A 22654-nucleotide genomic window follows, 5' to 3' on the forward strand; every position below is an offset into this window, starting at 1 on the left:
GCGTTACCGCGCCGAGTCCCGGCCGGAGAACGAGGATTCCTGCACCATGTGCGGCAAAATGTGCGCCGTGCGGAATATGAATAAATTTTTAAATGGACATGGCTAGATTGGCTGGATGGCTAAAAAAGAACTCAATGGAGGTGTATTGCCGTGCGGAAGGTTGCTATTGCCGGGGTGGGAATGACCAAGTTCGGCCGCTCGGACAAGAGCGGGGTGGAGTTGTTTGCCGGGGCTGCTATGGAAGCAATAACCTCCTCCAACATCAAAACTAGGGAAGTTCAAGCACTTTTCCTGGGCAACGTACTGGGGGATTTTGAAGAAGGTCAGCTGAATATTGCTCCTTTATGTGCCAACGAATTAGGCCTGCCAGTCGATGTTCCAGCCACCCGGGTGGAGGGAGCCTGTGCCTCTGCCGGTGTGGCTATCAGGGAAGCTTTTATCTGGGTGGCATCCGGTTATTACGACATTGTCCTGGCGGGTGGGGTGGAGCGGGCCACAGCCATGGATACGCCATTGGCTACCCGTACTTTTGCCATGAGTTCGGAGTCGCGTTATGAGGTGTTTACCGGGGTCACTTTTCCGGGTGTCTTTGGCATGGTGGCGCGGCTTTACGCCGATAAGTACGGTCTTTCCCTGCAAACATTAAAAGAGCAAATGGCCATGGTTGCAGTGAAAAACCACAAACATGGGGCGAAGAACCCGCTGGCTCAGTTTCAAAAGGAGATTTCGCTGGAAACGGTACTGAAGAGTCCCATGGTGGCCGATCCCCTGCAGCTTTTTGACTGCTGCCCTTTCACCGACGGGGCGGCGGCAATTGTTGTTGCTTCGGCAGACATAATCGGCAAGTTGACGGATAAACCGGTGTACATTCTCGGAGTGGGTCAGGGTTCTAACGGCTCACTGGGCCGGCAAAAGGACATAACAAGGATCAAAGCCAGGGAAGCCGCTGCCGGTCAGGCTTACAAGATGGCGGGCCTCAGGCCCTCGGACATAGATCTTGTAGAGTTGCACGACTGTTTTACCATTGCCGAAATAGTCGCCAGCGAAGGAATGGGTTTTTTCGAGTTCGGCACGGGAGGCAAAGCGGTGGAAAAAGGGGAAACGGCCATTGGAGGCAGATTGCCGATAAATCCTTCGGGCGGGTTAAAGGCTAAGGGACATCCAATTGGCGCAACTGGTGCCGCCCAAGCGTATGAAATAGTCAAGCAATTGAGGGGCGAGTGTGGTGAACGGCAGGTCGACGGTGCCCGGATTGGCATGAGTGATACGCTCGGCGGAGATCTGGCCACGGTTGTCGATATAATCTATGGCGTATAGAGGAGGATATGTTAATGGACTATCCATTGACGCACAGGCAATTTTACGAGGGATTAAAGGCTGGTGAGTTGTTGGGGTTGAAGTGTCAAAGTTGCGGAACTTATACAGTACCACCCAAAATCACTTGCGCAGAGTGCGGCCACACTGAACTGGAAATAGCACGTTTGAACGGCATGGGAAAGATAAGGACTTTTACCGTGATCAGGGTGGCGCCGGAAGGATTTAATGCGCCATATATCGTTGCCCTGGCTGAATTGGATGAAGGGCCGTGGTTGATGGGTAACGTGGAGGGTCTGGACGTGGATGACAATGTGGATGGCCTTATTGGCCGGAAAGTGCGTGTCGATCACAAGGTTATCCCACCATTGAACTATAGTGCCGGCGAAGGAGTTGCTGTGACTTTTCAGTTGGTTTAATCGCCAAATGCTTTTTGTAGGAGGTCGGGTATATGAGGATTGATGGATTAACTGCTGTGGTCACTGGTGGCGCATCGGGTTTGGGTGAAGCAACAGTACGCATGTTTGTACAGCATAATGCCAAAGTGGTTATTTTAGATGTAACCGAAGAGGCCGGCAAGAAAATTGCTGATGAGCTGGGAGAAAACGCTATCTTTGTCTTAACGGATGTGACCAGTGAGGAAAGTGTCAAGAATGCCTTGGACATCGCCGTGAAGAAATTTGGAGAAGTGCACGTAGCTGTTAATTGTGCTGGAATTGCGGTCGGCCAAAAAGTGCTGGGTAAAAACGGTCCCTCACCGCTCAACCTCTTTGAAAAAGCGATTCGGATTAACCTAACCGGATCATATAACGTTCTCCGCCTCGCTGCCGGAAAGATGACGCTAAATATGCCGAACGAGGAAGGAGAAAGGGGAGTCATTATTAATACCGCATCAGTCGCGGCTTTTGAGGGACAGATTGGTCAGGCGGCCTACAGTGCGTCCAAGGGGGGCATAGTGGGAATGATCCTTCCCATAGCCCGCGAGCTTGCCGCGTATGGTATTCGGGTTATGGGTATAGCTCCGGGGGTGTTTGAGACACCCATGGTGGGTGGCATGTCTGACAATGTTCGTAATTCCCTGGGAATGATGACGCCATTCCCGTCCCGCTTCGGAAAACCTGCCGAGTATGCTCTGCTGGTACGGTCCATTGTGGAAAATCCCATGTTAAACGGCACTACGATCCGTTTGGACGGGGCTATCCGGATGCAGCCAAAATAATTTATCGCGGCGCTTTGAATATGAAATGACCCGGTGTAAAACTGACCGGGACGAAGGCTTTGGCCTTATCTTTGGGAGGTTTGTTTTATGGAAGAAAAAAAGAAAAAAAGATCTTCAGCCAAGACCTTGCAAACAGCACGTGAGGCTGGATATTTTGGTAAGAAGATGTTGGCCAACACCCGCATGGCCGTAGATGAGGGCAGACCGGTAGCGTGGGCAATGGTGGAATGGTGGTTGGGGGCGACAATTGCCAAAGCTATGGGCGTTGAGTTGGTTTTTCCGGAAAACTACGGGGCCTTTTGTGCCGCATCAAGAACTGCCGAACCCAACCTGGATTATTCCGAGAGTGATGGATTCCCATCCACTCTATGCGGATATGCCAGGAATTGCCTTGGTTACGCGCGCAAGCTAAAGGAAAACAACTTTGTCATTCCGGCGGAATCGACCGGCGGAGGAATGCCCAAGCCTGATTTTCTCCTGGCCTGCGGGGCGGCCTGCGATGCGCGTTACAAATGGTTCCAGGCCTTGGGCCGCTATATGGATGTTCCCGTGTGGCTTCTGGAGTTTCCTCAAACTGGATCCAAGGAATATTTTCTGCCTGGTAACAAGGAAGAAAATATCAGCTACATGGTAGAAGAATTACGTGCTTTTGTTTCTTTCCTGGAGGATCTTTTAGGCCGGAAAATGAACTGGGATGGCCTGGAAGAGCGGTTGGATATTTTGTTTAAGACACATGAACTCGCATATAAAGTTGATCTGATGCGGCGGACGGTTCCTTCTCCTGCAGTGTGCACGGATTTTTGGGCTCTGATGATTCCCCATCTCTATTTGCCGGATGATCTGGAAGCGCTGGCGTTTTACCAAAGAGTATATGATGAGGTGAAATATAAAGTAGACAATAAAATAGGAGCTATTCCGAACGAAAAATACCGTATGATGTTCAGTGAGTTGCCACCATGGCACACGTTGGGTTTTTTTGATGAGGTGGCAGAGAGACACGGCGTGGCTTTTGTTTTTGAAAGTTGGAACTATCATGTACCGCCCCCGCTTCTGGAGGATGAGAAGAAGGGGATCACGGATCCCCTGGAACTAATTGCCAGATATTCATATCACAAGTTCCATCATGCTGCCCCGGCGGCAAAGGAATACGAAATAGATCCCATTCTTTTTACAGCACCCTATCTGGAATATGTCAGAGATTACCAGGTTGACGGACTCATGTTTCACCCGCTGATGTCCTGCCGACCTGCCACTTATACGCTTATGCATGTACGTAACCTGATGCTGGAGAGGTTTAAAGTACCATCGCTGGTAATAGAAGGTGATATTGTTGACTTGCGTGTTTTTAACGAGGAAGAGGCTCTTGCCAAGTTCGATGCTTTTATAGAGACTATGGATTACCACCGGGAATTAAGAAAAAAAGAAGGCTTGCATTGGTAGGATTGGGGGGTGATTAATTATGCAAAAAAGTAGCGGTTTGGAGAGAGCGTCATATATTTACACCAACCGTTTGCAGGTAGCCAGGGAGCTCAAGATGCAGGGAGAAAAATTTGGCGGTTACCTTTGCTGTTATGTGCCTGTGGAAATGTTGTCTGCAGCAGGTTATGTTCCCTTTCGGATTATCGGGGACATGAATGAACCGATTACCAATGCAGATGCGTATTTGCCTAGTGTAATGTGCCCATTTTATAGAAGTTGTTTGGATCTTGGGCTCAAAGGAAAGTACGATTTCCTGGATGGTCTTGTTAGCCCACATGCCTGTGATGCAGCTGAAAGGGTGGGCCTGGTATGGCGATCATATTTTAAATATCCTTTTACTTTCTATTTAGACATTCCCCATACGGTACATGCAAGTGCCTTGGTTTTTTTCAAGCAGCAGCTTGCGCATCTGAGAAAAGGGTTGGAAGAGTATACAGGTCTTAAGATTACAGATAATGACTTAAAAAAACAAATTAAACTTTTTAACAGGCAAAGAGAACTGGTTAGACAGTTGTACCACTTACGTAAGGTGGAACCTCCGCCAGTTTCCGGTACGGAAGTGTTGCAACTGGCAGTTTCCTTAATGGGATTGCCGGTGCAAGAGGGCAACTTACTGGCGGAAGAGGTCATTAAAGAAGTCAAAACAAGAAAAATGAAACCGTCTAAAATGAAAGGCAGGGTACTGGTATGGGGATGTTTGATCGATAATACAGCTATCACCAGTCTGATCGAGGATTGTGGCTTGGAGGTTGTAATGGATGACACTGCCATCGGCAGTAGGACTTTTGGGCATGACGTCGAACTTACCGAAGATCCACTTGATGGATTGGCATTGCGTTACCTGGAGAAGATTGTTTGCCCGCGCACATTTAGAGAAACCGGTAAAAACAGGGCAAATGATTTGGAGAATAGATTTTCTTATCTAAGAAAGATTGTCAAGGATTGGCATATTGACGGGATATATATGAATCTAATTAGAAATTGCGATATTCATGGGTATGAAGTTCCCGAAGTTAGGTACTTTTTTGAAGAAATAGGGATGCCGGTATTGGTTATCGAGCAGGATTATTCAACCGCCGCACTTGCGCCATTACGCACCAGATTCCAGGCTTTCGCAGAAAGCATCGAAGCAAATCGGTAGACCGGGAGGAATTCTGAATGGATGGAAGCACGTCATGCAATCTACTTGAAGAAGCGAAGTCCATAGCATATAAGTTCGCCCGGAAACCCGCCCTTGCGATGAGAATGATTAAAACGGCGGTGGATACTGCTTGCGATTTGCCATTATATGCAGCATTATGTTGCGAGTGGCGTGCTTCTAAATCATATTTTTTACTGATGACTCGAAAAGTGCAAGCACCCAGTTATTCGGTAAATAAGAAGGTGTATTAATCGAGAGAAGGGATAAGATGTTCTTTGCTGGCTTGGATGTTGGTTCAACGATGACTAAAATTGTTATACGGAAAGATAGTGGTGATTATTTATCGATAATCAAGCCGACAGGAGCTGAACACCGTAGATTTGTTGACAAGGTGATGACAGAGGCATTGTATAAGGCGAAGTTATCCTTTGAACAGATCGATTATATAGTTGCAACAGGATATGGGAGAGTTAACGTGCCTTTTGCCGATACGCAGCTTAGCGAGATAACGTGCCATATGAAAGGCGTTAATTGGCTATACCCCAGTGTTCGTACTATCATTGATATTGGCGGTCAGGATAGCAAAGGGATTAAAGTGAAAAATGGAAAAACAAATTCATTTGTCATGAATGATAAATGCGCGGCAGGAACTGGCAGGTTTCTAGAGGTAATGGCTGAATTGCTCGGAATGAAGCTTGAGGAAATCGGTGAAATGGCCTTGCGGTCCGGTAATCCAGTTGCAATCAGTAAAATGTGTACAGTTTTTGCCAGGCAGGAAGTACTGCTTCGTTTATCCGATGGCGCGGCATTAGAAGATATTTTAGCCGGGCTGCATCAGGCATTGGCCGCCAGAATTTTTTCCATGGTGAGTAAGATAGGAATAGAGCGGGAAGTTGTCCTGACAGGAGGAGGGGCTAAAAACGCCGGACTAGTAAAATTTCTTGAAGAACGGCTTGGTTTTTCTGTACAGAAGCCTGACGAACCGCTTTTGACAGGCGCGTTGGGCGCCTCATTGGCCGCGCAGGAGATTGCTCAAAAGGCTGTAGCTGACGGAGCAATGCCAAAGCAGAAAAATCATACGCTGACGCCGGCGTCTTTTTTTGAAGAAATGCCATCTGTTAACTAGCAAAAGTGAAGATCAGCGGGAATCAGGAACCTAACATTTAAAGGGAGTTGTTTTTTGTGATTTACTATGCTGGATTGGATGTCGGTTCGCTTCTTGCTAAGGCTGTTATCATGGATGATGACGGTATTCTGGCTTACAGCGTCAGATCGATTGATGGTAATTTTCGGCAAGCTGCCCGGCAAGTAATGGTAGAGGCTTTGGATAAGTGTGGACTTTTATCTGAAACACTTAATGTTGTCGGCGCAACCGGACTGGGAGCTGCATTTGTAAATGATCCGGCAGTAAGAAATACGGAAATATCTTGTCAGGCCAGAGGGATTCATTATCTTTTGCCTCAGGTGAGAACCTTGATCGAAATTGGAGATCAATCAGCGCGAGTCATTAAGCTTACTGAAAAAGGCATGGTTGCCGACTGTGTTGTAAACGATAAATGTGCCATGGGAAGCGGCAGCGTTTTACAGACAATCGCAAAAGTTCTAGGTATCAACGTTACGGATATGGGTGAGTTGTCGCTTCAGTCTGCCAATCCGGTTCGTTTTAGTGCTGGATGTTCTGTCTTTGCTGAAACGGAGGCAATATCCCGTATAGCTGAAAATGCCAGGATAGAGGACATTGTAGCAGGTCTTCATCAAGCCATGGCCTTCAAAATCGGTAGCATAGCACAGAAAATAAAAATTGAAAGTGACGTGGCGGTTACCGGTGGTGGCGCTTGTAATCCAGGATTGGTTAAAATGTTGGAAAAGACAATCGGAAATAAGCTCTTCCTGCCCCGCGAACCAATGTTCTCTGGCGCTATTGGCGCTGTATTAATGGCCTTGGAGAAAGTGAGGATGGAAAAACTATGTTGCAGCAATTAAATCGCTTCTGGCACATTACGGTTTTAGAAAGGGAGCATGGTCTAGTAGAAACCCAGACCCATTACCTTGATCCATTATATGAAATCCAATCACATGTTATAGCACATGGAATTAAATATAGAGTAGAGAACGTATGGGTGGAGGTTATGCGGACACCTACCGGTAAAGATAAAGCTGGAACCTGGCGGTTGGATTCATTGCGTGGACTGATAGCCTATAAGGGAAAAGGCGTTGCTAAACAGGTTCTACAGGCAACAGCATTTGATGAAAGTGGTCTATGGTTTGGTATGATACTGGAAGGAATCAAAGCGCTTCGTCAGGCACGAGTATTTTTGTGGGAAAGGGCCAATATAGATCCAAGCTCATTTGTCAGTCTTATTGAAAAAGATGTTAAGAATAGTTGTATCTATTTTACGCAACCAGATAGTATACAGAGCATCATTCATCCATCTCAACTAAAGGAACAACTGCGGAAAGACTTGCTCTTTGCTCGATACAGGTATTGTTTTCTAGTACAGGAAGGGCAATTGGAAAAAATAAACACAAAAGTAATGGATTCATATCATGAGATGTATTTAAGTCTTTGTTTTGAGGATCAAAAGGTTTGTGATGTACATGGAGGAATCCAAAGGGCACCACATGACATTTGCTTCAATGCTAAAACTGTTCTTCAGCATCTTAAAGGGAAAAAACTTCCAGGTGTATCTAGTGAATGGGAAAAGAAAATGATAGGACCTGATTCATGCGTTCATTTAGCAGATATGGTTAGAGAATCAGTAGATTCAATTCAGTATTGGCATCATATTCGAAAAACTATTTATAATGATGTCGATAATTATATGCACTGCATTCCATAGCACGCTCACTTTATATTTGTGAGGAGGTAATATTGTAGTGAAAGAAACTATTCTTTCCTGGCAAGGTTGGGAACCAGAAATAGCTAAAAATGTTTTTATTGCACCAGGGGCATATGTGATTGGCCAGGTGAAAATTGGATCCGGGTCTAGTATATGGTTTAACTGTGTTTTGCGGGGTGACGTTGCTCCAATTGTTATCGGATCAAATAGCAACATTCAAGATGGCTGTGTTCTGCACGGGGCTCATATACCAACTATAACACCAATACGAATTGGTTCTAATGTTACGATTGGCCATAAGTCAATAATTCACGCTTGTAGTATTGGCAATGATGCATTTATTGGTATGGGGTCTATAATTCTGAGTAGTGCCAAGATTGGCCGTGGGACTTTAGTTGCTGCAGGTAGTTTGGTATTGGAGGGCTCTTCGTATCCCCCGGGTGTTGTAATTATGGGGGCACCGGCAAAAATAATACGGGATGTTACAGAGGAGGAGAGGGAAATGTTCAAAATGGTCACTTTAACATATAAGGAACGTGCGTCAAAATATATGGATGTTTATAGTTGTAACCAATCAATTAAAACATAATCGAGAGAGAAGCATGGATTGATCATTGAAATTAAGTATTATGTGTTAGTTTATTCAATGAAAGGGGAATAGCATGTGAGTTACATTGTCTGGAAACCAATAGCGGAAAGGCCTAGGGCTTATGTATTTCTGGGATGCGAGAAGCAGAAAAATGAGAAAAGGAGTATTTATCTTGGTGCGACACCTGAGCGTGCAGCTGCTAGACTGCGTAAGCTAATTGGTATTAATGATGAGTATTTTCATTTGGTAACGGAACTTTACCGTGGAAGGCCGGGTCGTAAACCTCAAAAAAGCGATCAAGAAAAGGTGATTAGGTCTCTTTTGCGGTTAAAGGCACGTTATAAGGATGAATATGTGCAGAGCATTTTAGAAAAAGCATTATCAGACTTAGGGAACAATGTGGCTTTATAGGCCTTGTTGAGATTTCCCATTGATATTAATATCTGTTTTCTCCAAAGCAAATTATGCGAAATCTAAATAAATAACCAGTTTTATAGGAGTGCAAAAAAGATGAAGGATTATCCAGAAGCCGGTGAGTTGTCAAAAAGAATTCAGGCGTTCCAAAGTATACTACAGAATAATAATATAGATGGAGCATTAATATTGCAGAGTGCTGATATTGTGTATTTCTGTGGGACATATCAAAATGCACAATTGTATATTCCTGCATTTGGGTGTCCTGTATTAATGGTAAGGCGCAGCATGGAGCGAATTGATCCCACCATTATTCCTCTAGAGGTAAAAGTGTTTAGAAATAGTAAAGATATTGGTGATATATTGCTTGCCAAAGGAATTTCTGAATCAGCAACATTAGGCATGGAGCTTGATGTTGTGCCTGTAAACATCTTTCGTCGTTTAGAAAGAATTATTTCATGTAGTTTTGTCGATGTATCGCAATATATCAAAGAATTACGTATGGTGAAATCATCTTATGAAATTAGTTTATTAAGGGACTCTGCGGCAATGCTTGAAAATGTTTTTTGCTCGATCCCTGGTTTGCTTAAAGAGGGAATTAGTGAACTTGAGTTAGCTGCAGAAATTGAATTAATAGCGCGTCGTTCTGGTCACATTGGTTTAATTCGTGTCCGTGGATTCAATCAGGATTTTTATTATGGTTCATTGCTAGCTGGCTCTAACGGTGGAGTACCTAGTTATTTTGATGGTCCGCTTGGTGGAACTGGATTATGTCCTGCATTTCCATTTGGTGTAAGCAGACATTTGATTGGCGTTGGTGAACCGATAATGGTTGATTATGTTGGAACTGTTAACGGATACCAGGTTGATATGAGCCGCGTTTTTGCTCTTGGTTATTTACCGGATGATTTACTCTATGCACAGGAAGTTGCTATAGCAATTCAGAATACGATTGCGAGCCATGCCCGCCCGGGAGTTTTATGGAGTAGACTTTATGATATGGCAATAAGTATGGCTGAGGAAGCAGGTTTAAGTAAATATTTTATGGGATGTGATGAAAAAGTCAAATTTATCGGACATGGCATTGGCCTTGAATTGAACGAATTACCGATTATTGGTAAAGGCATAAATAAGGAACTGCAAACCAATATGGCCTTGGCTATTGAACCAAAATTTGTTTTTCCAGGTCGTGGTGCAGTTGGTGTAGAAAATACTTTTATTGTCACTCCAGTGGGTTTGGAGCGTTTATCTCAACTTACTGATGTAGAGGTAATTGTATAAATTGAGCGTTCTATCTATAGCATTAGACAATAACTACTTGTTTCGCTTTACTTAATTAAGCGGTTATTTATCACAATTATGAGAGGGGCTTACATTATGAACAAGTCAATAGATTATGAGGCATTAAGTTCATTGAAAAACATTCTATTAACATTTCAAATAACAATGGAAAAATTGCTAAGTATGTTTTTATATCGCAAGGGTAGCATTCCTGAAATCGAAAAAGCACTTTCTAACATTAATAATCAAATAAATAGCGAGCTTCTTCGCACACCATCATATGACAAAAAGAAGGTTAATCAGTTTATTGAAATATATCAGCGTATTGGCTATATTAACGAGTCTTTTATGTCTATAGTTTTAGCCATTCAGGCAAAGAATGATGAAAAAGTTCTTTTTAGTGATAAGGCTGTAAAAGAGATAGAGACTCTATTTCAAAATCTAATTTCAATGTTAAAAAATATTGTTGACTATTTAGGTACAAGAAATTCCATACTTTTAAATCATCTAATAGAAGATCAGGCCAGATATGAGGCTAGCTGTCAACACTTTTCAAATGAACATGAAGATCGTTTAGCTAAGGGTATCTGTTTGCCGCGTTCATCAACTATATATTTAAAAATATCAGATAAAATGTGCAATATATCTTGGGATTTAATAAGCGTTGTAAATATTATAGGTAAGCTATGAGTTGTGGCCTCAGGTCTTTTGGTCATAGTAATATATTTTCAATTCTCGCAGAGCGAAAGCTGAGGTTATAGCCTCTTTATTGACTACTCTAATCATTTCCTTTTCTCCTGTTTGCTGCGGTTTTGCTCACCTACAGCTTACAGGGAAAATTGATCAGGGTGGTTCCTTTTTTCGTGCGCACGAGTGTTGCCGGCATCTGTTTCTGACCCGGTAATCCTACATCGGACTTCAGCGGGCATGTATTTCTACGGTATCGCATTTGAATGGTTATTCTCAGTGGGACCTTTTAATGTCCGGCAGTCCGGATAAGAAATTTCACTCGCGTGGCTTTACCTGGAATATAAATGCAAAAATTACTGGATGAGGATAAAAAATATTTCTGGCCGGTTTGTCCATGGGCAGAGCCATTTCCCTGCACCTGGCGGCCCGTTTTCAATTGGCCGGAGTGGTCACTGTGTGCGCACCGGTTTATATAAACCTGATGCGCTACCTGACGTTGGCGTGGAAATTTTTTCGGTGTCTGGACAAGGAAATCTGGCTGGATATTCAGGATGTCCAGGCCAGAGCCCTGTACAGCGGGTCAGAATGCGTCAACCCGCTGTGTGGACTGGAGTTTTTAAAACTGCTGCGGCAAACGCGCTGTGGGTTGAAAAATGTCAATGCACCGCTTTTAATATTTCAGGCGCTGGAAGACAGGATCATACTGCCTGAAAATTCCCTGCAGATCTACCGTTCCGTTTCTTCCCGTCAAAAAGACATCGTCTGGATTGATCAATTCGAGGCATGTGCCCGCAGTCGACAGACAGAAACAAGTGGTATTTGAGCGTACTGGAGAATTCATCAGCCAGTTGTAAGGTTCCCGGAACGGATACTCCTTTGATGGATGCAACCGGGATACATAAACAGCAGCCGCTTCAGGCCTCAGAAAGTAAAACCCCTGCCCATAACTTCGACCGTTTCGGTAACAAAGACAAAAGCCTTTTTATCCACCTCGGCCACTATTTCCTTGATTTTGGCGATCTCAAAGTGATTGACCACACAGTTGATCACCAATTTCGAGCTGCCTGAAAAGGCTCCCTGCCCCTCCAAGTAAGTCACGCCGCGGTGCATTTCTTTCATAATGCGTTCAGCTATCTCCGGACTCTTATTAGAAATTATGGTCACATACTTGTTTTTACTCAGACCGTTGATTACCGAATCGGTAACTTTGCTGCCGACCCACATGCTGATGGCCGTGTACATGGCTATTTTTATGTCATAGAAAAAAAGGGAAAGCACAAGGATGAAAACATTGCAATAAAATGATGTCGTGCCCACGGAAATATTTTTTTTCTTCTTCATGATCAAGGATATAATATCCGTTCCGCCCATGGAAGCGCCCTGGCGGAATGTAATGCCGCCACCCAGTCCCCCGATGACGCCCGAGGCGATGGAAGCCAGGAATATATCTATATTCGGTTTGGGGATATATGGTCCCAACACCGGTAACATAATAATGACCATGCCCGCTCCAACCGTGCTGTAAATGATCAACTGGCGGTCAAGCACTTTCAGCCCCCAGATAAATATCGGCAGGTTCAAGACAAATATGCCCAGATAGAAGGGGAAGGAAAAAGTATAATGACCAATCAACGCCAGACCGGAAACGCCGCCGGAAAGAAGATTATACGGCAGTACAAAAGCTTCGTAGGAAACGACCACCAAAATAGAACCCAAAATTATGCCGGCCAATTTTTTGGCGGCGGTGATGCTGTTTCTCTGCAGTCTGGCCAACTTGACCCTGGTTTTTCTTTTCATGCGGTTTTAGCCTCCAGGGAACCCGGGATTTTATTATTTTACCACCACCCCATTTTCTGTCAACTGATAAATTATGAAGGGAAGGCTGTTTTGCCGGATTGACAAAAGTAAATTTCTCCAATATGATTATTTTGAAAAGAATATAATCAGCTCAAAGTTGCTAGTCATGAGGGAGCTTGCCAGATGCGCGAAAAACGCGTAATGGTGGCTCCTTTTTGTTTTTGCTCTTGAGGGGAGGATAAAAATGGCACTGGCCAGATCCACGGCAAGCGAGGGTGTGGTTGAAAAAGTAAGCCTGGACGGGGAGAGCCTTGATATTGAGCAGGTGATCCGGGTGGCCCGCCGGCATGCTCCGGTTTTCCTGGAACCGGCGGCTGTCCGGCGCATGGAAGGTTCTCAACAAATGGTGCGGGAGATTGTGGGGGGAAAAAAGGTGGTTTACGGCATAACCACCGGGTTTGGCAAATTCAGCAATGTGGTGATTTCACCGGCGCAGACGGAGCAGCTGCAGAAAAACCTGGTCATGAGCCATGCGGTGGGCACCGGCCGGCCTTTGGAAACGGAGGTGGTGCGGGCGGTGACGCTTTTGCGGGCCAATACCCTGGCCAAAGGATTTTCCGGTGTGCGGCCGCTTGTTGTCGAGTACCTGATCCAGTTACTCAACCGGGATATCCACCCGGTGGTGCCCGAACAGGGCTCCGTGGGCGCCAGCGGCGATTTGGCGCCCCTGGCCCACATCGCTCTGGTGCTTTTAGGCCTGGGCGAGGCGGAATACCGGGGCAAAAGGATCAGCGGCGCACAGGCGCTGGAGTTGGCCGGACTGCCCCCGTTGTCGCTGCAGGCCAAAGAGGGCCTGGCCCTGACCAACGGCACACAGCTCATGGGCGGCCTGGGCTGCCTGGCCGTGCATGATGCCGAATTGACGGCCAAAACGGCTTCTATTGCCGCCGCCCTGGCCGTGGAAGCGCTGGACGGGGTGATCACCGCCTTCGACCCGCGGGTACAGCGCTTGCGCCCCCACGCCGGGCAGGCGCGTTGCGCCGCCCACCTGCGGCAGTTGCTGGCCGGCGGGGAAATCGCCGGCCGGGCGGTGCAGCCACGGGTACAGGACGCCTATACATTGCGCTGCACCCCCCAGGTGCACGGCGCCACCCTGGATGCCGTTGACTATGTGCGAGGCGTGCTGGAGGTTGAGATCAATTCCGCCACCGACAACCCGCTGCTTTTCCCGGAAGAAGGGGATGTCATTTCCGGGGGCAATTTCCACGGCCAGCCGCTGGCCCTGGCCCTGGACTTCCTGGGCATGGCCGTGGCCGAACTGGGCAGTATGGCCGAGCGGCGCACCGCCCGCCTGCTCGACCCGGCCATCAGCGGCCTGCCGGCCTTTCTCACCAAACACGGCGGGCTTAACTCCGGCCTGATGCTCACCCAGTACACGGCGGCCGCCCTGGTTTCGGAAAACAAAGTGCTCGCCTCCCCGGCCTGCGTGGACTCCATTCCGACCTCGGCCAACCAGGAGGACCATGTGAGCATGGGACCCGTTTCGGCGCGCAAGGCGCGCCGGATCATCGCCAATGTGCAGCAGATCCTGGCCATTCAATTGCTTTGCGCCGCCCAGGCCGTTGATCTGGGACAAAAGCGCAAAATGGGCCGGGGCACGGCACGGGCTTATGAAGTAATCAGGGCTGAGATTCCCTTCCTGGACCGGGACAGGGTGCTTTATCCGGATCTGACCACAGCGCTGGAATTGGTGCAAAGCGGCCGGTTGCTGCGGGAGGTGGAGAACGCGGCGGGGGAGTTGGAGTAATCTAATTTCAACAATTTGCCGATCCGTTTAAGCTCTTTTCCCGTCAGTTCACGGTATTCCGTGATGCGTTTGGCAGCGGTTTTATAATAACGCAAACCTTCCATTTTTGCGGCAGCTATATTTTTCAGATTGCAGGAGAAAGCAAAATTATGCTAACGGAGCAAAATGATATAGAGGAAAAAGGGCTGTGGCTGGTAAATGATTTCTAATGCCATGCTGTGCCTAATGCAATAGTATATAATGATAACCAATAGCGTTATAGATTGGGAGAGTGATCTGGTTGCGTTGTAGAGGATGGGAACAGGAGGGACTGTTACGTTTATTTATGAACAGCCTTGATCCGGAAGTGGCCGAGTGTCCGGAAGAGTTGATTGTCTACGGGGGTACGGGCAAGGCGGCCCGGGATTGGGAAAGCGTAGAACGGATCAAAGAAAAGTTGATGCAACTGGAAAACGACCAAACCCTGCTTGTCCAGTCCGGCAAGCCGGTGGGTGTATTTACTTCCCATCCATTTGCGCCGCGGGTGATCATGGCCGGTTCCCTGCTCGTCCCGGCTTATTCCGATTATGATACTTTCTGGCAATTGGAACGTCGCGGTCAGACCGCTTACGGCCAATCTACGGCCAGTTGCTGGGCCTATATCGGCACTCAGGGCGTGCTGGAAGGTACCGCCAACACTTATGGCGAGGTAGCCAGGCGCCATTTCGGCGGTAGCTTGCGCGGGCGCTGGGTGCTTACTTCGGGTTTGGGCGGCATGGGTGCGGCCCAGCCGCTGGGCGTGGAATATAACGGCGGCGTAGCACTGGTGGTGGAAGTTGATGAAGCCAGGGTCGACCGGCGGTTGCGCAACAGTCTGTGCCAGATGAAAGCCACCAGTCTTGATGATGCCTTGTTTCTGGTACGGGAAGCGGTATTGCGTAAAGAACCGCGTTCTGTAGCCCTGGTGGGCAATGCGGCTGATGTTTACCGGGCTGTACTGCAGCGGGGGGTGGTCCCCGATGTGGTTACCGATCAGACCGCCGCCCACGACCTGCTTAACGGATATGTCCCGGCCGGCGTTTCATTGTCTGAAGCAATCAAATTGCGCGCCTCTGCACCGGAAAAATATCTGGAGAGAAGCCGCAGCGGGATCGTGGAGCACGTGAAAACGATGATGGAATTCATGCGCAATGGAGCGGTGGTTTTTGACTATGGTAACAATATCCGCCATCAGGCTGCTGCGGCCGGGCTTACCGGGGCGCTTGAAATACCCGGTTTTGTGTCCGCCTACCTGCGGGATTATTTTTGCGCCGGGCGCGGTCCGTTTCGCTGGATTGCCCTTTCCGGCCGGGCGGAAGATATTTATGCGCTGGATGAATTTATCCTGGCCGAATTTAAAGATGATGAAGCAATAACCAATTGGATTCGTTTTGTTCAGGATCGTATTCCCTTTCAAGGCCTGCCCGCACGCATATGCTGGTTGAATCTCGATCAGCGGCTGCGTTTGGTGGATATAATCATAAAGTTATTGCGAGAAAGAAAACTGGGTGCTCCAGTGGCTTTGACCAGGGACCATATGGGCAACATTGCCAGTCCCTGGCGGGAAACGGAAAAAATGCCCGACGGCAGTGACGCCATCGCTGACTGGCCGGTACTGAGCGGTTTATTGAATGCCATTTCCGGAGCCAGCCTGGTCAGCATACAGCAAGGTGGCGGCGTCGGCATCGGCTACTCCATTCACGCCGGCATGACGGTGATAGTAGATGGTTCCGGGTTATCCGGGAAAAAGGCCGCGCAGGTGACTTATAGTGATGTCGGCTTGGGCATCATCAGGCATGCCGACGCCGGTTATCCCCTGGCCCGGGAGATGTCCCGCCAGTATGGTCTGAATATGGACTGACGGCGTTTTTATGGAGGCGTCAATATATGGATCTTCTTTCTGGTCGCATAAGACGGGAACTGGCCTATAACCTGATTTTCGGCCTGGTGGAAAGCGTCCGGGAAATTTGGGAAATGGTTGTCCGGGCCGGTTTGAAATACCCGCCCAATTTCGTTGCGATATGGGAAGTTCATGACATTGAAACGCTTTTCCGTGACCGGAGTGAGTTGTGGAAGGTATCCTGGCGCAGGGGACTGGAAATGTCCCTGGATGGATACTTCGGTGATGCTGTCATACGGTGTTTTATTTCCGATCGGGCGGTGGCTGCTTTATTCAACAGCCGTGACTGGGGCGAACCGGGGGAGGATAACCGTTTATTGCCCGGGCTCAAACAAAGAATAGAGGAATCGCTGGCCCTGAAGTTTTATGTCGGAGTGGGGCGGGTATATGCCGATGCCCGGCACTTGGGCTTATCTTTCCGCGAAGCCGGGCAGGCCGTGGAGTGCCTGAAAGCCGCCGGTGAGCCGGCAATATGTTTTTTTGACAGTGGTATGGGCGGGGACGGGGAGCCATTTTTAAAAAGGGAAAGGATGTTTTTAAGACGGGCCATATTGAGTGACGATGGACAAGAAACAGCCCGGCTGGTTCAGGAAATCAAAAAGATGATTGCCCGGTCCGGCGGCATAGGTTTGAACAGTCTCAAGACGGTGGTTTTTGAATTGCTGTCGGTAGTGGTGACGGCCTGCATGGAAAACGGACGTAACGTGGATCAACTGTTTACTTATGTTCTGGAATGGGTAAGGCAGCTTCATCTGTCCAGGGAAGCGGAAAAACTGGCTGAAATTTGGGCCGCAGCCTGCGGTAAGGCTTTAATGGCCGTTAATATTGACCAGGGAATGGAAACCAGGGTGATTGCCCGGGCCAAACAGTTTTTGGAAGGAAATCTGGCCGAAGATATTTCTTTATCAGAAATTGCCAGACGGCAATTTCTCAGCCCGTACTACTTTAGCCGGCTTTTTAAGCAATCTACGGGCATGACGGTGATGGAGTTTCTAACCGCCCTGCGTATGGAAAAAGCAAGGGAACTGCTTGAAAAAACGAACCAACCGGTCAGCCAGGTGGCCGGTGCCGTTGGCTACGGCGATCCGAACTATTTCAGCCGGGTCTTCAAACGGCATACCGGCATGGCCCCCAGCGAATACCGGGGTAGATTCCATTTTTAACCGTATATCACTAATGCAAAGGCAAGATGACCCGCTCCCTTGGAGGAGCTTTTTTGTTTCCTGTCTGGTGAAATTACACTGACAGGGAAAAGAGTTCAAATGGCAAGATAATGCTGACAAGGCAAAAAAGTTCAGAGGGTAAAGCGAGACAATTCACGAAATCGAAAAAATACAGAGATAAAGAAAATTATTTGCCGGAAAGGGGTGGGAAGAGGTAACAATAGGTGGTTGCTGCCTGCGATTTTTTTATGAAGGAGGAGTAAAAATTATGAAAACACTCAAGTTCGGGCTTTTAATGATTTCTTTGCTCGTGATCGCATTGCTGGCGTCAGCTTGTGGAAATGGCGCTGGAAATACTCAATCCGGGGCGGCGAAGACCATCAAAATCGGATTTTTTGCACCGGAGACCGGTCCTGAGGCGGCTGACGGCACCAGCGCATATAATTCGGCAAAACTGGCCGTTGAACAGATCAATGCCGGTGGCGGCATAAACGGTGCCAAACTGGAATTGGTCAATTACGATGACCAGCTTGATACCAAGCAGGCTGTATCCATTGCACAAAAGCTCACCACCCGTGACGGGGTGGCAGCGGTGGTCAGTGGTTCCTATTCCGGACCGACCCGGGCTGCCGCGCCTATTTTTCAGCAGGCCAAAATACCGATGATCTCGGCCTACGCCGTCCACCCGGCCATCCCGCGCACCGGTAATTACATTTTCCAGCAGAGCTTTTCCGGGGTAGTGGAAGGCGCAGCGGCGGCCGAAGTGGCCAAAAATGAATTACACGCCAAAAACGTGGCCATTCTGGCTATCGACAACGATTTCGGTCATACGCTGGTCCAGGGATTTAAGCAAAGAGCCGCCCAAACCGGTTTGAAAGTCCAGGAGCCCAACTGGTTCCATTTCGGAGACACGGAATTCACCCCCGTGTTGACTAAAATAAAAGATAACGGTGCTGACGTTTTATTCATGCCCGCCTATGCGGCGGAAGGTTCCCAGATTATCCGGCGGATTCATGATATGGGACTGAAAATACAGCCGCTGGGAACGGAAGGGCTGGATTCAACCACCCAGTTCCTGGAGGTGGCCGGCAAAAATGCCAACGGGCTGGTAATTGTGACCAACCTCAACCGGGACAGCAAGGAGCAAGTGGTCAAGGATTTTATCAAGGCATACAAAGAAAAATACGGCCACGAACCAGACATGGTGGGCGCCTCCACCTATGATGCTTTCTATGTGCTGGCGGAAGCGATGCGCAAAAGTGGGGTCACTCCGGATAAAATCAGGGACGGAATCGCTAACACCAAGAACTTCCAGGCAGTGACAGGTAAGATTGAGGGTTACGACAAGATCGGCCAGGTGATCAAACCGGTACAGGTTCAGCAGGTTAAGGACGGTGCTTTCAGGTACTTTGGTGAAATTACCGATCCGGCTATTATTACTCCGCCGGTAAACTAAGGTCTGTTACATCCAGATCCTTTATCAGTGTTATAGTGGTCAATGCAACGGGGAGCAGGTCGTCCTCCGCGACAGAGGGCGACCTGGTACCCGTGACGGATCTTCAGGCTGTCTTGCCGGTCCACCGCCTGCGTACGAAACGGGGAATTTATGTCGTAACTCGAAAACGAACCAACTCATGTATTTTAGCCTGGCATCACCTTAAAGCTTGGGGGCAAGGATAGCAGTGCTTTTACAACAAATAGTCAATGGAATTACCATCGGCAGCTTGTATTCGCTGGTGGCCCTGGGCCTGACCATGGTTTACGGGATCATGCGTGTATTGGATATAGCCAATGCCGGCGCCTATACGCTCGGGGCCTACCTGGGGGTTTGGGCGTACACCCGTACTCACAGCATCATTATCGCCCTGCTGGCGGGGGTGGGAGGGGCGGCCATAACAGGGTATCTGTTTCAAAGAGCGGTATACACGCCCATTAAAAAGGTAGCCGACCCCATAGTTCCCCTGGTGGCCAGCATTGGTCTGTTTATCGTTATGGAGGATCTGTTCAGATTGATTGCCGGTCCATATACAATCACCTTTCCAGTTCATTTACCTCTCAATCGTCTGACCCTGGGGTCAGTTATAATCACCGGCACCCAGGCGGTTATTCTTTTGGTTTCGGCCTTCCTTTTCCTTTTGCTCTGGATTTTATTGAATAAAACGAAAATCGGCCTGGCTTGGCAGGCCACGGCACAGGATGTGGAAACGGCCATGGCCATGGGAATTAATACTCGTTCAGTGGTAGCATTTGCTTTCATACTGGGCTATGCCTTTGCCGCCCTGGCTGGAATACTGGTGGCCATCCATTATAATGCTGTTTTCCCCACGATGGGGGATATTCCTTCATATAAGATGCTGGCCATAGTGGTTCTGGGCGGACTGGGAAACCCGCTGGGTGCCGTCGTGGCTTCAATGGTCGTGGGCCTTGCGGAGGCTTTAGTAGCCGGATACATTGGTTCCTTCCTGCCAACGGACGCTATTGCCTTTTTGGCGCTGATCATTCTTTTGCTCGTCCGGCCGCAAGGTCTGTTCGCTTCCGGAGGTGACGCCAGATGAACTATTGGGCGGTTCTTGCCACCACCGTGGGTATCTGGGTCCTGCTGGCTTTAAGTTTGAATATTATTACCGGAGAGGCCGGCCAGCCCAATATCGGACACGCCGCCTTTTTCGGTATCGGTGCTTATACATCGGCCATTTTGAATACCAAATACGGAGTTGATTTTTGGGGAGCATTGATTGTGGCTATAGCCGTAAGCGCCCTGGTTGGCGCAGTGCTGGGATTAATCAGTATGCGATTGCGAAACGATTTTCTGGCTATCACCACCATCGGGTTGAATTTTGTAACCGTGGCCGTATTCCAAACGGTGCATTATTTCGGCGGGGCCATGGGTATCGGCGGCATCCAGCCGCCCCGCATCGGCGGTCTTGCTTTCGGAACGCTGGAGATTGCCGGTCTGATCTGGGTGGTAGTAGCGTTAGTGGTCATTTTAAACCGTCACCTGCAAAAAGCCTGGTTTGGATACGCCTTGCGGGCCATTCGCGATGATGAGGCCGCTGCTGCAGCCATGGGGATTGACGTGCGCCGTTATAAGGTGCTGGCCTTTGTGATTGGTACCGGCCTGGCCGGGCTAGCCGGAAGCATTTACGCCCATTTCATGACCTTCATTTCAGCCGGTGATTTCGGGTTTAACATTTCAGTGACCATTCTGGCCATGGTGGTGCTTGGTGGACGCGGATCAATTCCGGGCGTGATGCTGGGAGGAATTGTTCTCGGTATGGCTCCCGAGGTTTTCCGTTTTATTTCTGATTACCGCTTATTGGTTTTCGGCAGCATCCTGGTGCTGGTGATGCGCTTCTTCCCGTCCGGCTTACTGGGTCAGGGGAGCCGGTTGCAGGAGTTGCTGACCGGGTTCATCCGGCGGGAGGGGGCTGGCGCGCGTGTCAGATGAGATTATCTTGCGTCTGGATAATATCTCAAAGAAATTCGGCGGGCTGGTCGCTCTGGAAAATGTGAACCTGGAAGTCCGTGCGGGTGAGATTTGCGGCCTAATCGGACCGAATGGGGCGGGGAAGACGACCCTCTTCAATGTGGTATGCGGGGTCTACCGGCCGGCGGGCGGTACCGTTTGGTTTAAGGGAGAGTCCGTTTCCGGGCTGCCGGTTCACCAAATTGCCCGGCGGGGCATCGCCAGGACCTTTCAGGTGGTCAAACCAATCCCCCGGCTGACCGTGCTGGAGAATGTGCTCATTGCCGGGGCTTCCCACCTGTTGGCCGGTGCCTGGATACCATTTACCACCAGGGGACAACGGGCAGTCAGGGAAAAGGCTATGACCGCACTGATCCGGGTCGGCCTGGCGGCGGAAGCAAATCTTCCGGCCGGACAATTGAATCTGGGCTATCTGCGCCGTTTGGAACTGGCCCGGGCGCTGGTCATGAACCCCAGCCTGCTGCTTCTGGACGAACCTGTAGCGGGATTGGGTTATGACGCGGTAGAGGACTTTTTGACTCTGATTAGAGAGTTGCGCCGGGAAGGACTTACCGTCTTACTGGTCGAGCATAACACGGGGGTGGCTGAAGCCCTTTGCGACCACATGCTGGTACTTGATCATGGGAAAATGATTGCCGCCGGGGAGCCGGCCCGGGTGCTGGCCGATCAGGCGGTGATTGAGGCGTATTTGGGAAAGGATGATTTTCTTGGCCCCTCTGCTTGAAATTCAAAATCTGGAGGTTTGTTATGGCAAGGCCCGGGTGGTGAAGGGCGTTTCATTGCAGGTTTCCCGGGGCGACTGCCTGGCAATCGTCGGGGCCAATGGAGCCGGCAAGACATCCATTTTGCGGGCGGTAATGGGACTGGTTCCGGCAGCCGGGGGGCGTATAATACTCAACGGCGTAGATTTGACCGGGCGCCCGGCTTGGGAAAGGGTAACCGGAGGAGCCGGATATGTGCCCGAAGGCCGGCGGGTTTTTCCGGCCCTGAGTGTGGAAAAAAATCTCCTGGCCGGAGCATACCGGGTGGCCGATCAAAAAAAGGTGCACCATTCCCTGGCCAGGGTTTATGAAATTTTCCCCCGCCTGCAGGAACGTCAACGGCAACCGGCCAGTACTTTAAGCGGCGGGGAGCAGCAGATGCTGGCTATCGGCCGGGCTTTAATGGCCGGCCCGCAACTTTTAATCATTGACGAGGTGTCCATGGGTCTGGCCCCGGTGGTGGTCAACCAGGCTTTTCAATTGATTGACCGGCTGCACCATGAAGGCCTGACCGTACTCCTGGTCGAACAAAACGCCCGTAAAGCCCTGCAGGTGGCAGAATGGGGTTATCTACTGGAAAACGGGAAAATCATCCTGAGCGGGAGGGCGACAGATTTACGCGGGCATCCCGATTTTGTCGGTGCGTATTTCGGCCGCAACGTACAGGTTAAATAGCGGGCAAATAAACACGGCAAGATTGTGCTGACATGACAAGATAAATCAGAGGCTGTGCCGTTGTTTTAACGAATAAGCT

General features: G+C 48.9%; 23 protein-coding genes. 22 read left to right on the forward strand and 1 reads right to left on the reverse strand.

Annotated elements, in window-relative coordinates:
* From A6M21_RS19130 to A6M21_RS10935, 14 genes are all read left to right on the forward strand, one after another.
* The coding region (locus A6M21_RS19130) for a phosphomethylpyrimidine synthase ThiC (protein ID WP_242868832.1) at positions 1-106 on the forward strand (106 nt) is incomplete at its 5' end.
* Positions 107-150: 44 nt separating this feature from the next.
* Positions 151-1317: a thiolase domain-containing protein gene (locus A6M21_RS10885; protein WP_066668713.1), complete on the forward strand. Its 1167-nt coding sequence runs from the start codon at positions 151-153 to the stop codon at positions 1315-1317.
* A 14-nt stretch (positions 1318-1331) separates the two neighbouring features.
* Positions 1332-1733, forward strand: a complete 402-nt coding sequence (locus A6M21_RS10890; protein ID WP_066668716.1) for a Zn-ribbon domain-containing OB-fold protein — start codon at positions 1332-1334, stop codon at positions 1731-1733.
* Between the two features lie 32 nt (positions 1734-1765).
* Positions 1766-2533: a 3-hydroxyacyl-CoA dehydrogenase gene (locus A6M21_RS10895; RefSeq protein ID WP_066668717.1), complete on the forward strand. Its 768-nt coding sequence runs from the start codon at positions 1766-1768 to the stop codon at positions 2531-2533.
* An 87-nt stretch (positions 2534-2620) separates the two neighbouring features.
* Positions 2621-3973: a 2-hydroxyacyl-CoA dehydratase subunit D gene (locus tag A6M21_RS10900; protein ID WP_066668719.1), complete on the forward strand. Its 1353-nt coding sequence runs from the start codon at positions 2621-2623 to the stop codon at positions 3971-3973.
* Between the two features lie 19 nt (positions 3974-3992).
* Positions 3993-5153 carry a 2-hydroxyacyl-CoA dehydratase subunit D gene (locus A6M21_RS10905; RefSeq protein ID WP_066668720.1) on the forward strand — a complete coding sequence of 387 codons (1161 nt, stop codon included), beginning with the start codon at positions 3993-3995 and terminating at the stop codon, positions 5151-5153.
* Positions 5154-5421: 268 nt separating this feature from the next.
* Complete coding sequence (locus A6M21_RS10910; RefSeq protein ID WP_066668721.1) at positions 5422-6279, forward strand: acyl-CoA dehydratase activase; 858 nt, start codon at positions 5422-5424, stop codon at positions 6277-6279.
* A gap of 56 nt (positions 6280-6335) precedes the next feature.
* Positions 6336-7136: an acyl-CoA dehydratase activase gene (locus tag A6M21_RS10915; protein ID WP_151191907.1), complete on the forward strand. Its 801-nt coding sequence runs from the start codon at positions 6336-6338 to the stop codon at positions 7134-7136.
* The gene (locus A6M21_RS17960) at positions 7121-7993 is read left to right on the forward strand and encodes a DUF2889 domain-containing protein (protein WP_078060585.1); all 873 of its coding nucleotides are present in this window, start codon (positions 7121-7123) and stop codon (positions 7991-7993) included. The genes A6M21_RS10915 and A6M21_RS17960 overlap by 16 nt, the downstream gene beginning before the upstream one ends.
* 37 nt (positions 7994-8030) lie before the next feature.
* Entirely contained in the window at positions 8031-8582 is a 552-nt protein-coding gene (locus A6M21_RS17965; protein WP_078060586.1) for a gamma carbonic anhydrase family protein, read from the forward strand.
* A 75-nt stretch (positions 8583-8657) separates the two neighbouring features.
* A complete protein-coding gene (locus A6M21_RS10920; RefSeq protein ID WP_066668722.1) occupies positions 8658-8993 on the forward strand; it encodes a hypothetical protein in 336 nt (111 codons plus the stop codon).
* A 99-nt stretch (positions 8994-9092) separates the two neighbouring features.
* Complete coding sequence (locus A6M21_RS10925; protein ID WP_066668727.1) at positions 9093-10277, forward strand: M24 family metallopeptidase; 1185 nt, start codon at positions 9093-9095, stop codon at positions 10275-10277.
* A 96-nt stretch (positions 10278-10373) separates the two neighbouring features.
* The gene (locus tag A6M21_RS10930; RefSeq protein WP_066668729.1) at positions 10374-10967 is read left to right on the forward strand and encodes a Na/Pi cotransporter family protein; all 594 of its coding nucleotides are present in this window, start codon (positions 10374-10376) and stop codon (positions 10965-10967) included.
* Between the two features lie 379 nt (positions 10968-11346).
* Positions 11347-11790 (forward strand): alpha/beta hydrolase, encoded by a 444-nt coding sequence (locus A6M21_RS10935; RefSeq protein WP_282434541.1) that lies wholly within the window; start codon positions 11347-11349, stop codon positions 11788-11790.
* A gap of 98 nt (positions 11791-11888) precedes the next feature.
* Here the strand turns inward: A6M21_RS10935 and A6M21_RS10940 are convergent, their stop codons facing one another.
* The gene (locus tag A6M21_RS10940) at positions 11889-12764 is read right to left on the reverse strand and encodes a YitT family protein (protein WP_066668733.1); all 876 of its coding nucleotides are present in this window, start codon (positions 12762-12764) and stop codon (positions 11889-11891) included.
* Positions 12765-13008: 244 nt separating this feature from the next.
* Here A6M21_RS10940 and hutH point away from each other — a divergent pair, with 244 nt between their 5' ends.
* The 8 genes from hutH (at position 13009) to A6M21_RS10980 (ending at position 22575) form a co-directional block, all read left to right on the forward strand.
* Entirely contained in the window at positions 13009-14571 is a 1563-nt protein-coding gene (gene hutH, locus A6M21_RS10945) for a histidine ammonia-lyase (RefSeq protein WP_066668735.1), read from the forward strand.
* A gap of 280 nt (positions 14572-14851) precedes the next feature.
* Positions 14852-16450 carry a urocanate hydratase gene (gene hutU, locus A6M21_RS10950; RefSeq protein WP_242868828.1) on the forward strand — a complete coding sequence of 533 codons (1599 nt, stop codon included), beginning with the start codon at positions 14852-14854 and terminating at the stop codon, positions 16448-16450.
* A 26-nt stretch (positions 16451-16476) separates the two neighbouring features.
* Positions 16477-17652, forward strand: coding sequence for a helix-turn-helix domain-containing protein (locus tag A6M21_RS10955; protein ID WP_066668740.1), 1176 nt, complete (start codon positions 16477-16479; stop codon positions 17650-17652).
* 268 nt (positions 17653-17920) lie between these two features.
* Entirely contained in the window at positions 17921-19108 is a 1188-nt protein-coding gene (locus A6M21_RS10960; protein WP_066668742.1) for an ABC transporter substrate-binding protein, read from the forward strand.
* A gap of 226 nt (positions 19109-19334) precedes the next feature.
* Positions 19335-20207: a branched-chain amino acid ABC transporter permease gene (locus A6M21_RS10965; protein WP_066668743.1), complete on the forward strand. Its 873-nt coding sequence runs from the start codon at positions 19335-19337 to the stop codon at positions 20205-20207.
* Positions 20204-21100, forward strand: a complete 897-nt coding sequence (locus tag A6M21_RS10970; protein WP_066668744.1) for a branched-chain amino acid ABC transporter permease — start codon at positions 20204-20206, stop codon at positions 21098-21100. The genes A6M21_RS10965 and A6M21_RS10970 overlap by 4 nt, the downstream gene beginning before the upstream one ends.
* On the forward strand, positions 21090-21863 hold the full coding sequence (locus A6M21_RS10975) for an ABC transporter ATP-binding protein (RefSeq protein ID WP_066668746.1): 774 nt from the start codon (positions 21090-21092) through the stop codon (positions 21861-21863). The genes A6M21_RS10970 and A6M21_RS10975 overlap by 11 nt, the downstream gene beginning before the upstream one ends.
* Positions 21847-22575: an ABC transporter ATP-binding protein gene (locus A6M21_RS10980; protein ID WP_242868829.1), complete on the forward strand. Its 729-nt coding sequence runs from the start codon at positions 21847-21849 to the stop codon at positions 22573-22575. Before A6M21_RS10975 ends, A6M21_RS10980 begins: the two co-directional genes overlap by 17 nt.
* Positions 22576-22654 lie beyond the last annotated feature (79 nt).

Origin of the sequence: Desulfotomaculum copahuensis (assembly GCF_001655685.1) — a bacterium.
In the GTDB taxonomy this organism is placed as follows: Bacteria; Bacillota; Desulfotomaculia; order Desulfotomaculales; family Desulfovirgulaceae; genus Desulfotomaculum_G; species Desulfotomaculum_G copahuensis.

Coding starts and splice junctions, on each gene's coding strand:
- A6M21_RS10890 (WP_066668716.1), top strand. CDS start 1,332: ATGGACTATCCATTGACGCACAGGCAATTTTACGAGGGATTAAAGGCT.
- A6M21_RS10895 (WP_066668717.1), top strand. CDS start 1,766: ATGAGGATTGATGGATTAACTGCTGTGGTCACTGGTGGCGCATCGGGT.
- A6M21_RS10900 (WP_066668719.1), top strand. CDS start 2,621: ATGGAAGAAAAAAAGAAAAAAAGATCTTCAGCCAAGACCTTGCAAACA.
- A6M21_RS10905 (WP_066668720.1), top strand. CDS start 3,993: ATGCAAAAAAGTAGCGGTTTGGAGAGAGCGTCATATATTTACACCAAC.
- A6M21_RS10910 (WP_066668721.1), top strand. CDS start 5,422: ATGTTCTTTGCTGGCTTGGATGTTGGTTCAACGATGACTAAAATTGTT.
- A6M21_RS17960 (WP_078060585.1), top strand. CDS start 7,121: ATGTTGCAGCAATTAAATCGCTTCTGGCACATTACGGTTTTAGAAAGG.
- A6M21_RS10925 (WP_066668727.1), top strand. CDS start 9,093: ATGAAGGATTATCCAGAAGCCGGTGAGTTGTCAAAAAGAATTCAGGCG.
- A6M21_RS10930 (WP_066668729.1), top strand. CDS start 10,374: ATGAACAAGTCAATAGATTATGAGGCATTAAGTTCATTGAAAAACATT.
- A6M21_RS10940 (WP_066668733.1), bottom strand. CDS start 12,764: ATGAAAAGAAAAACCAGGGTCAAGTTGGCCAGACTGCAGAGAAACAGC.
- hutH (WP_066668735.1), top strand. CDS start 13,009: ATGGCACTGGCCAGATCCACGGCAAGCGAGGGTGTGGTTGAAAAAGTA.
- A6M21_RS10955 (WP_066668740.1), top strand. CDS start 16,477: ATGGATCTTCTTTCTGGTCGCATAAGACGGGAACTGGCCTATAACCTG.
- A6M21_RS10960 (WP_066668742.1), top strand. CDS start 17,921: ATGAAAACACTCAAGTTCGGGCTTTTAATGATTTCTTTGCTCGTGATC.
- A6M21_RS10970 (WP_066668744.1), top strand. CDS start 20,204: ATGAACTATTGGGCGGTTCTTGCCACCACCGTGGGTATCTGGGTCCTG.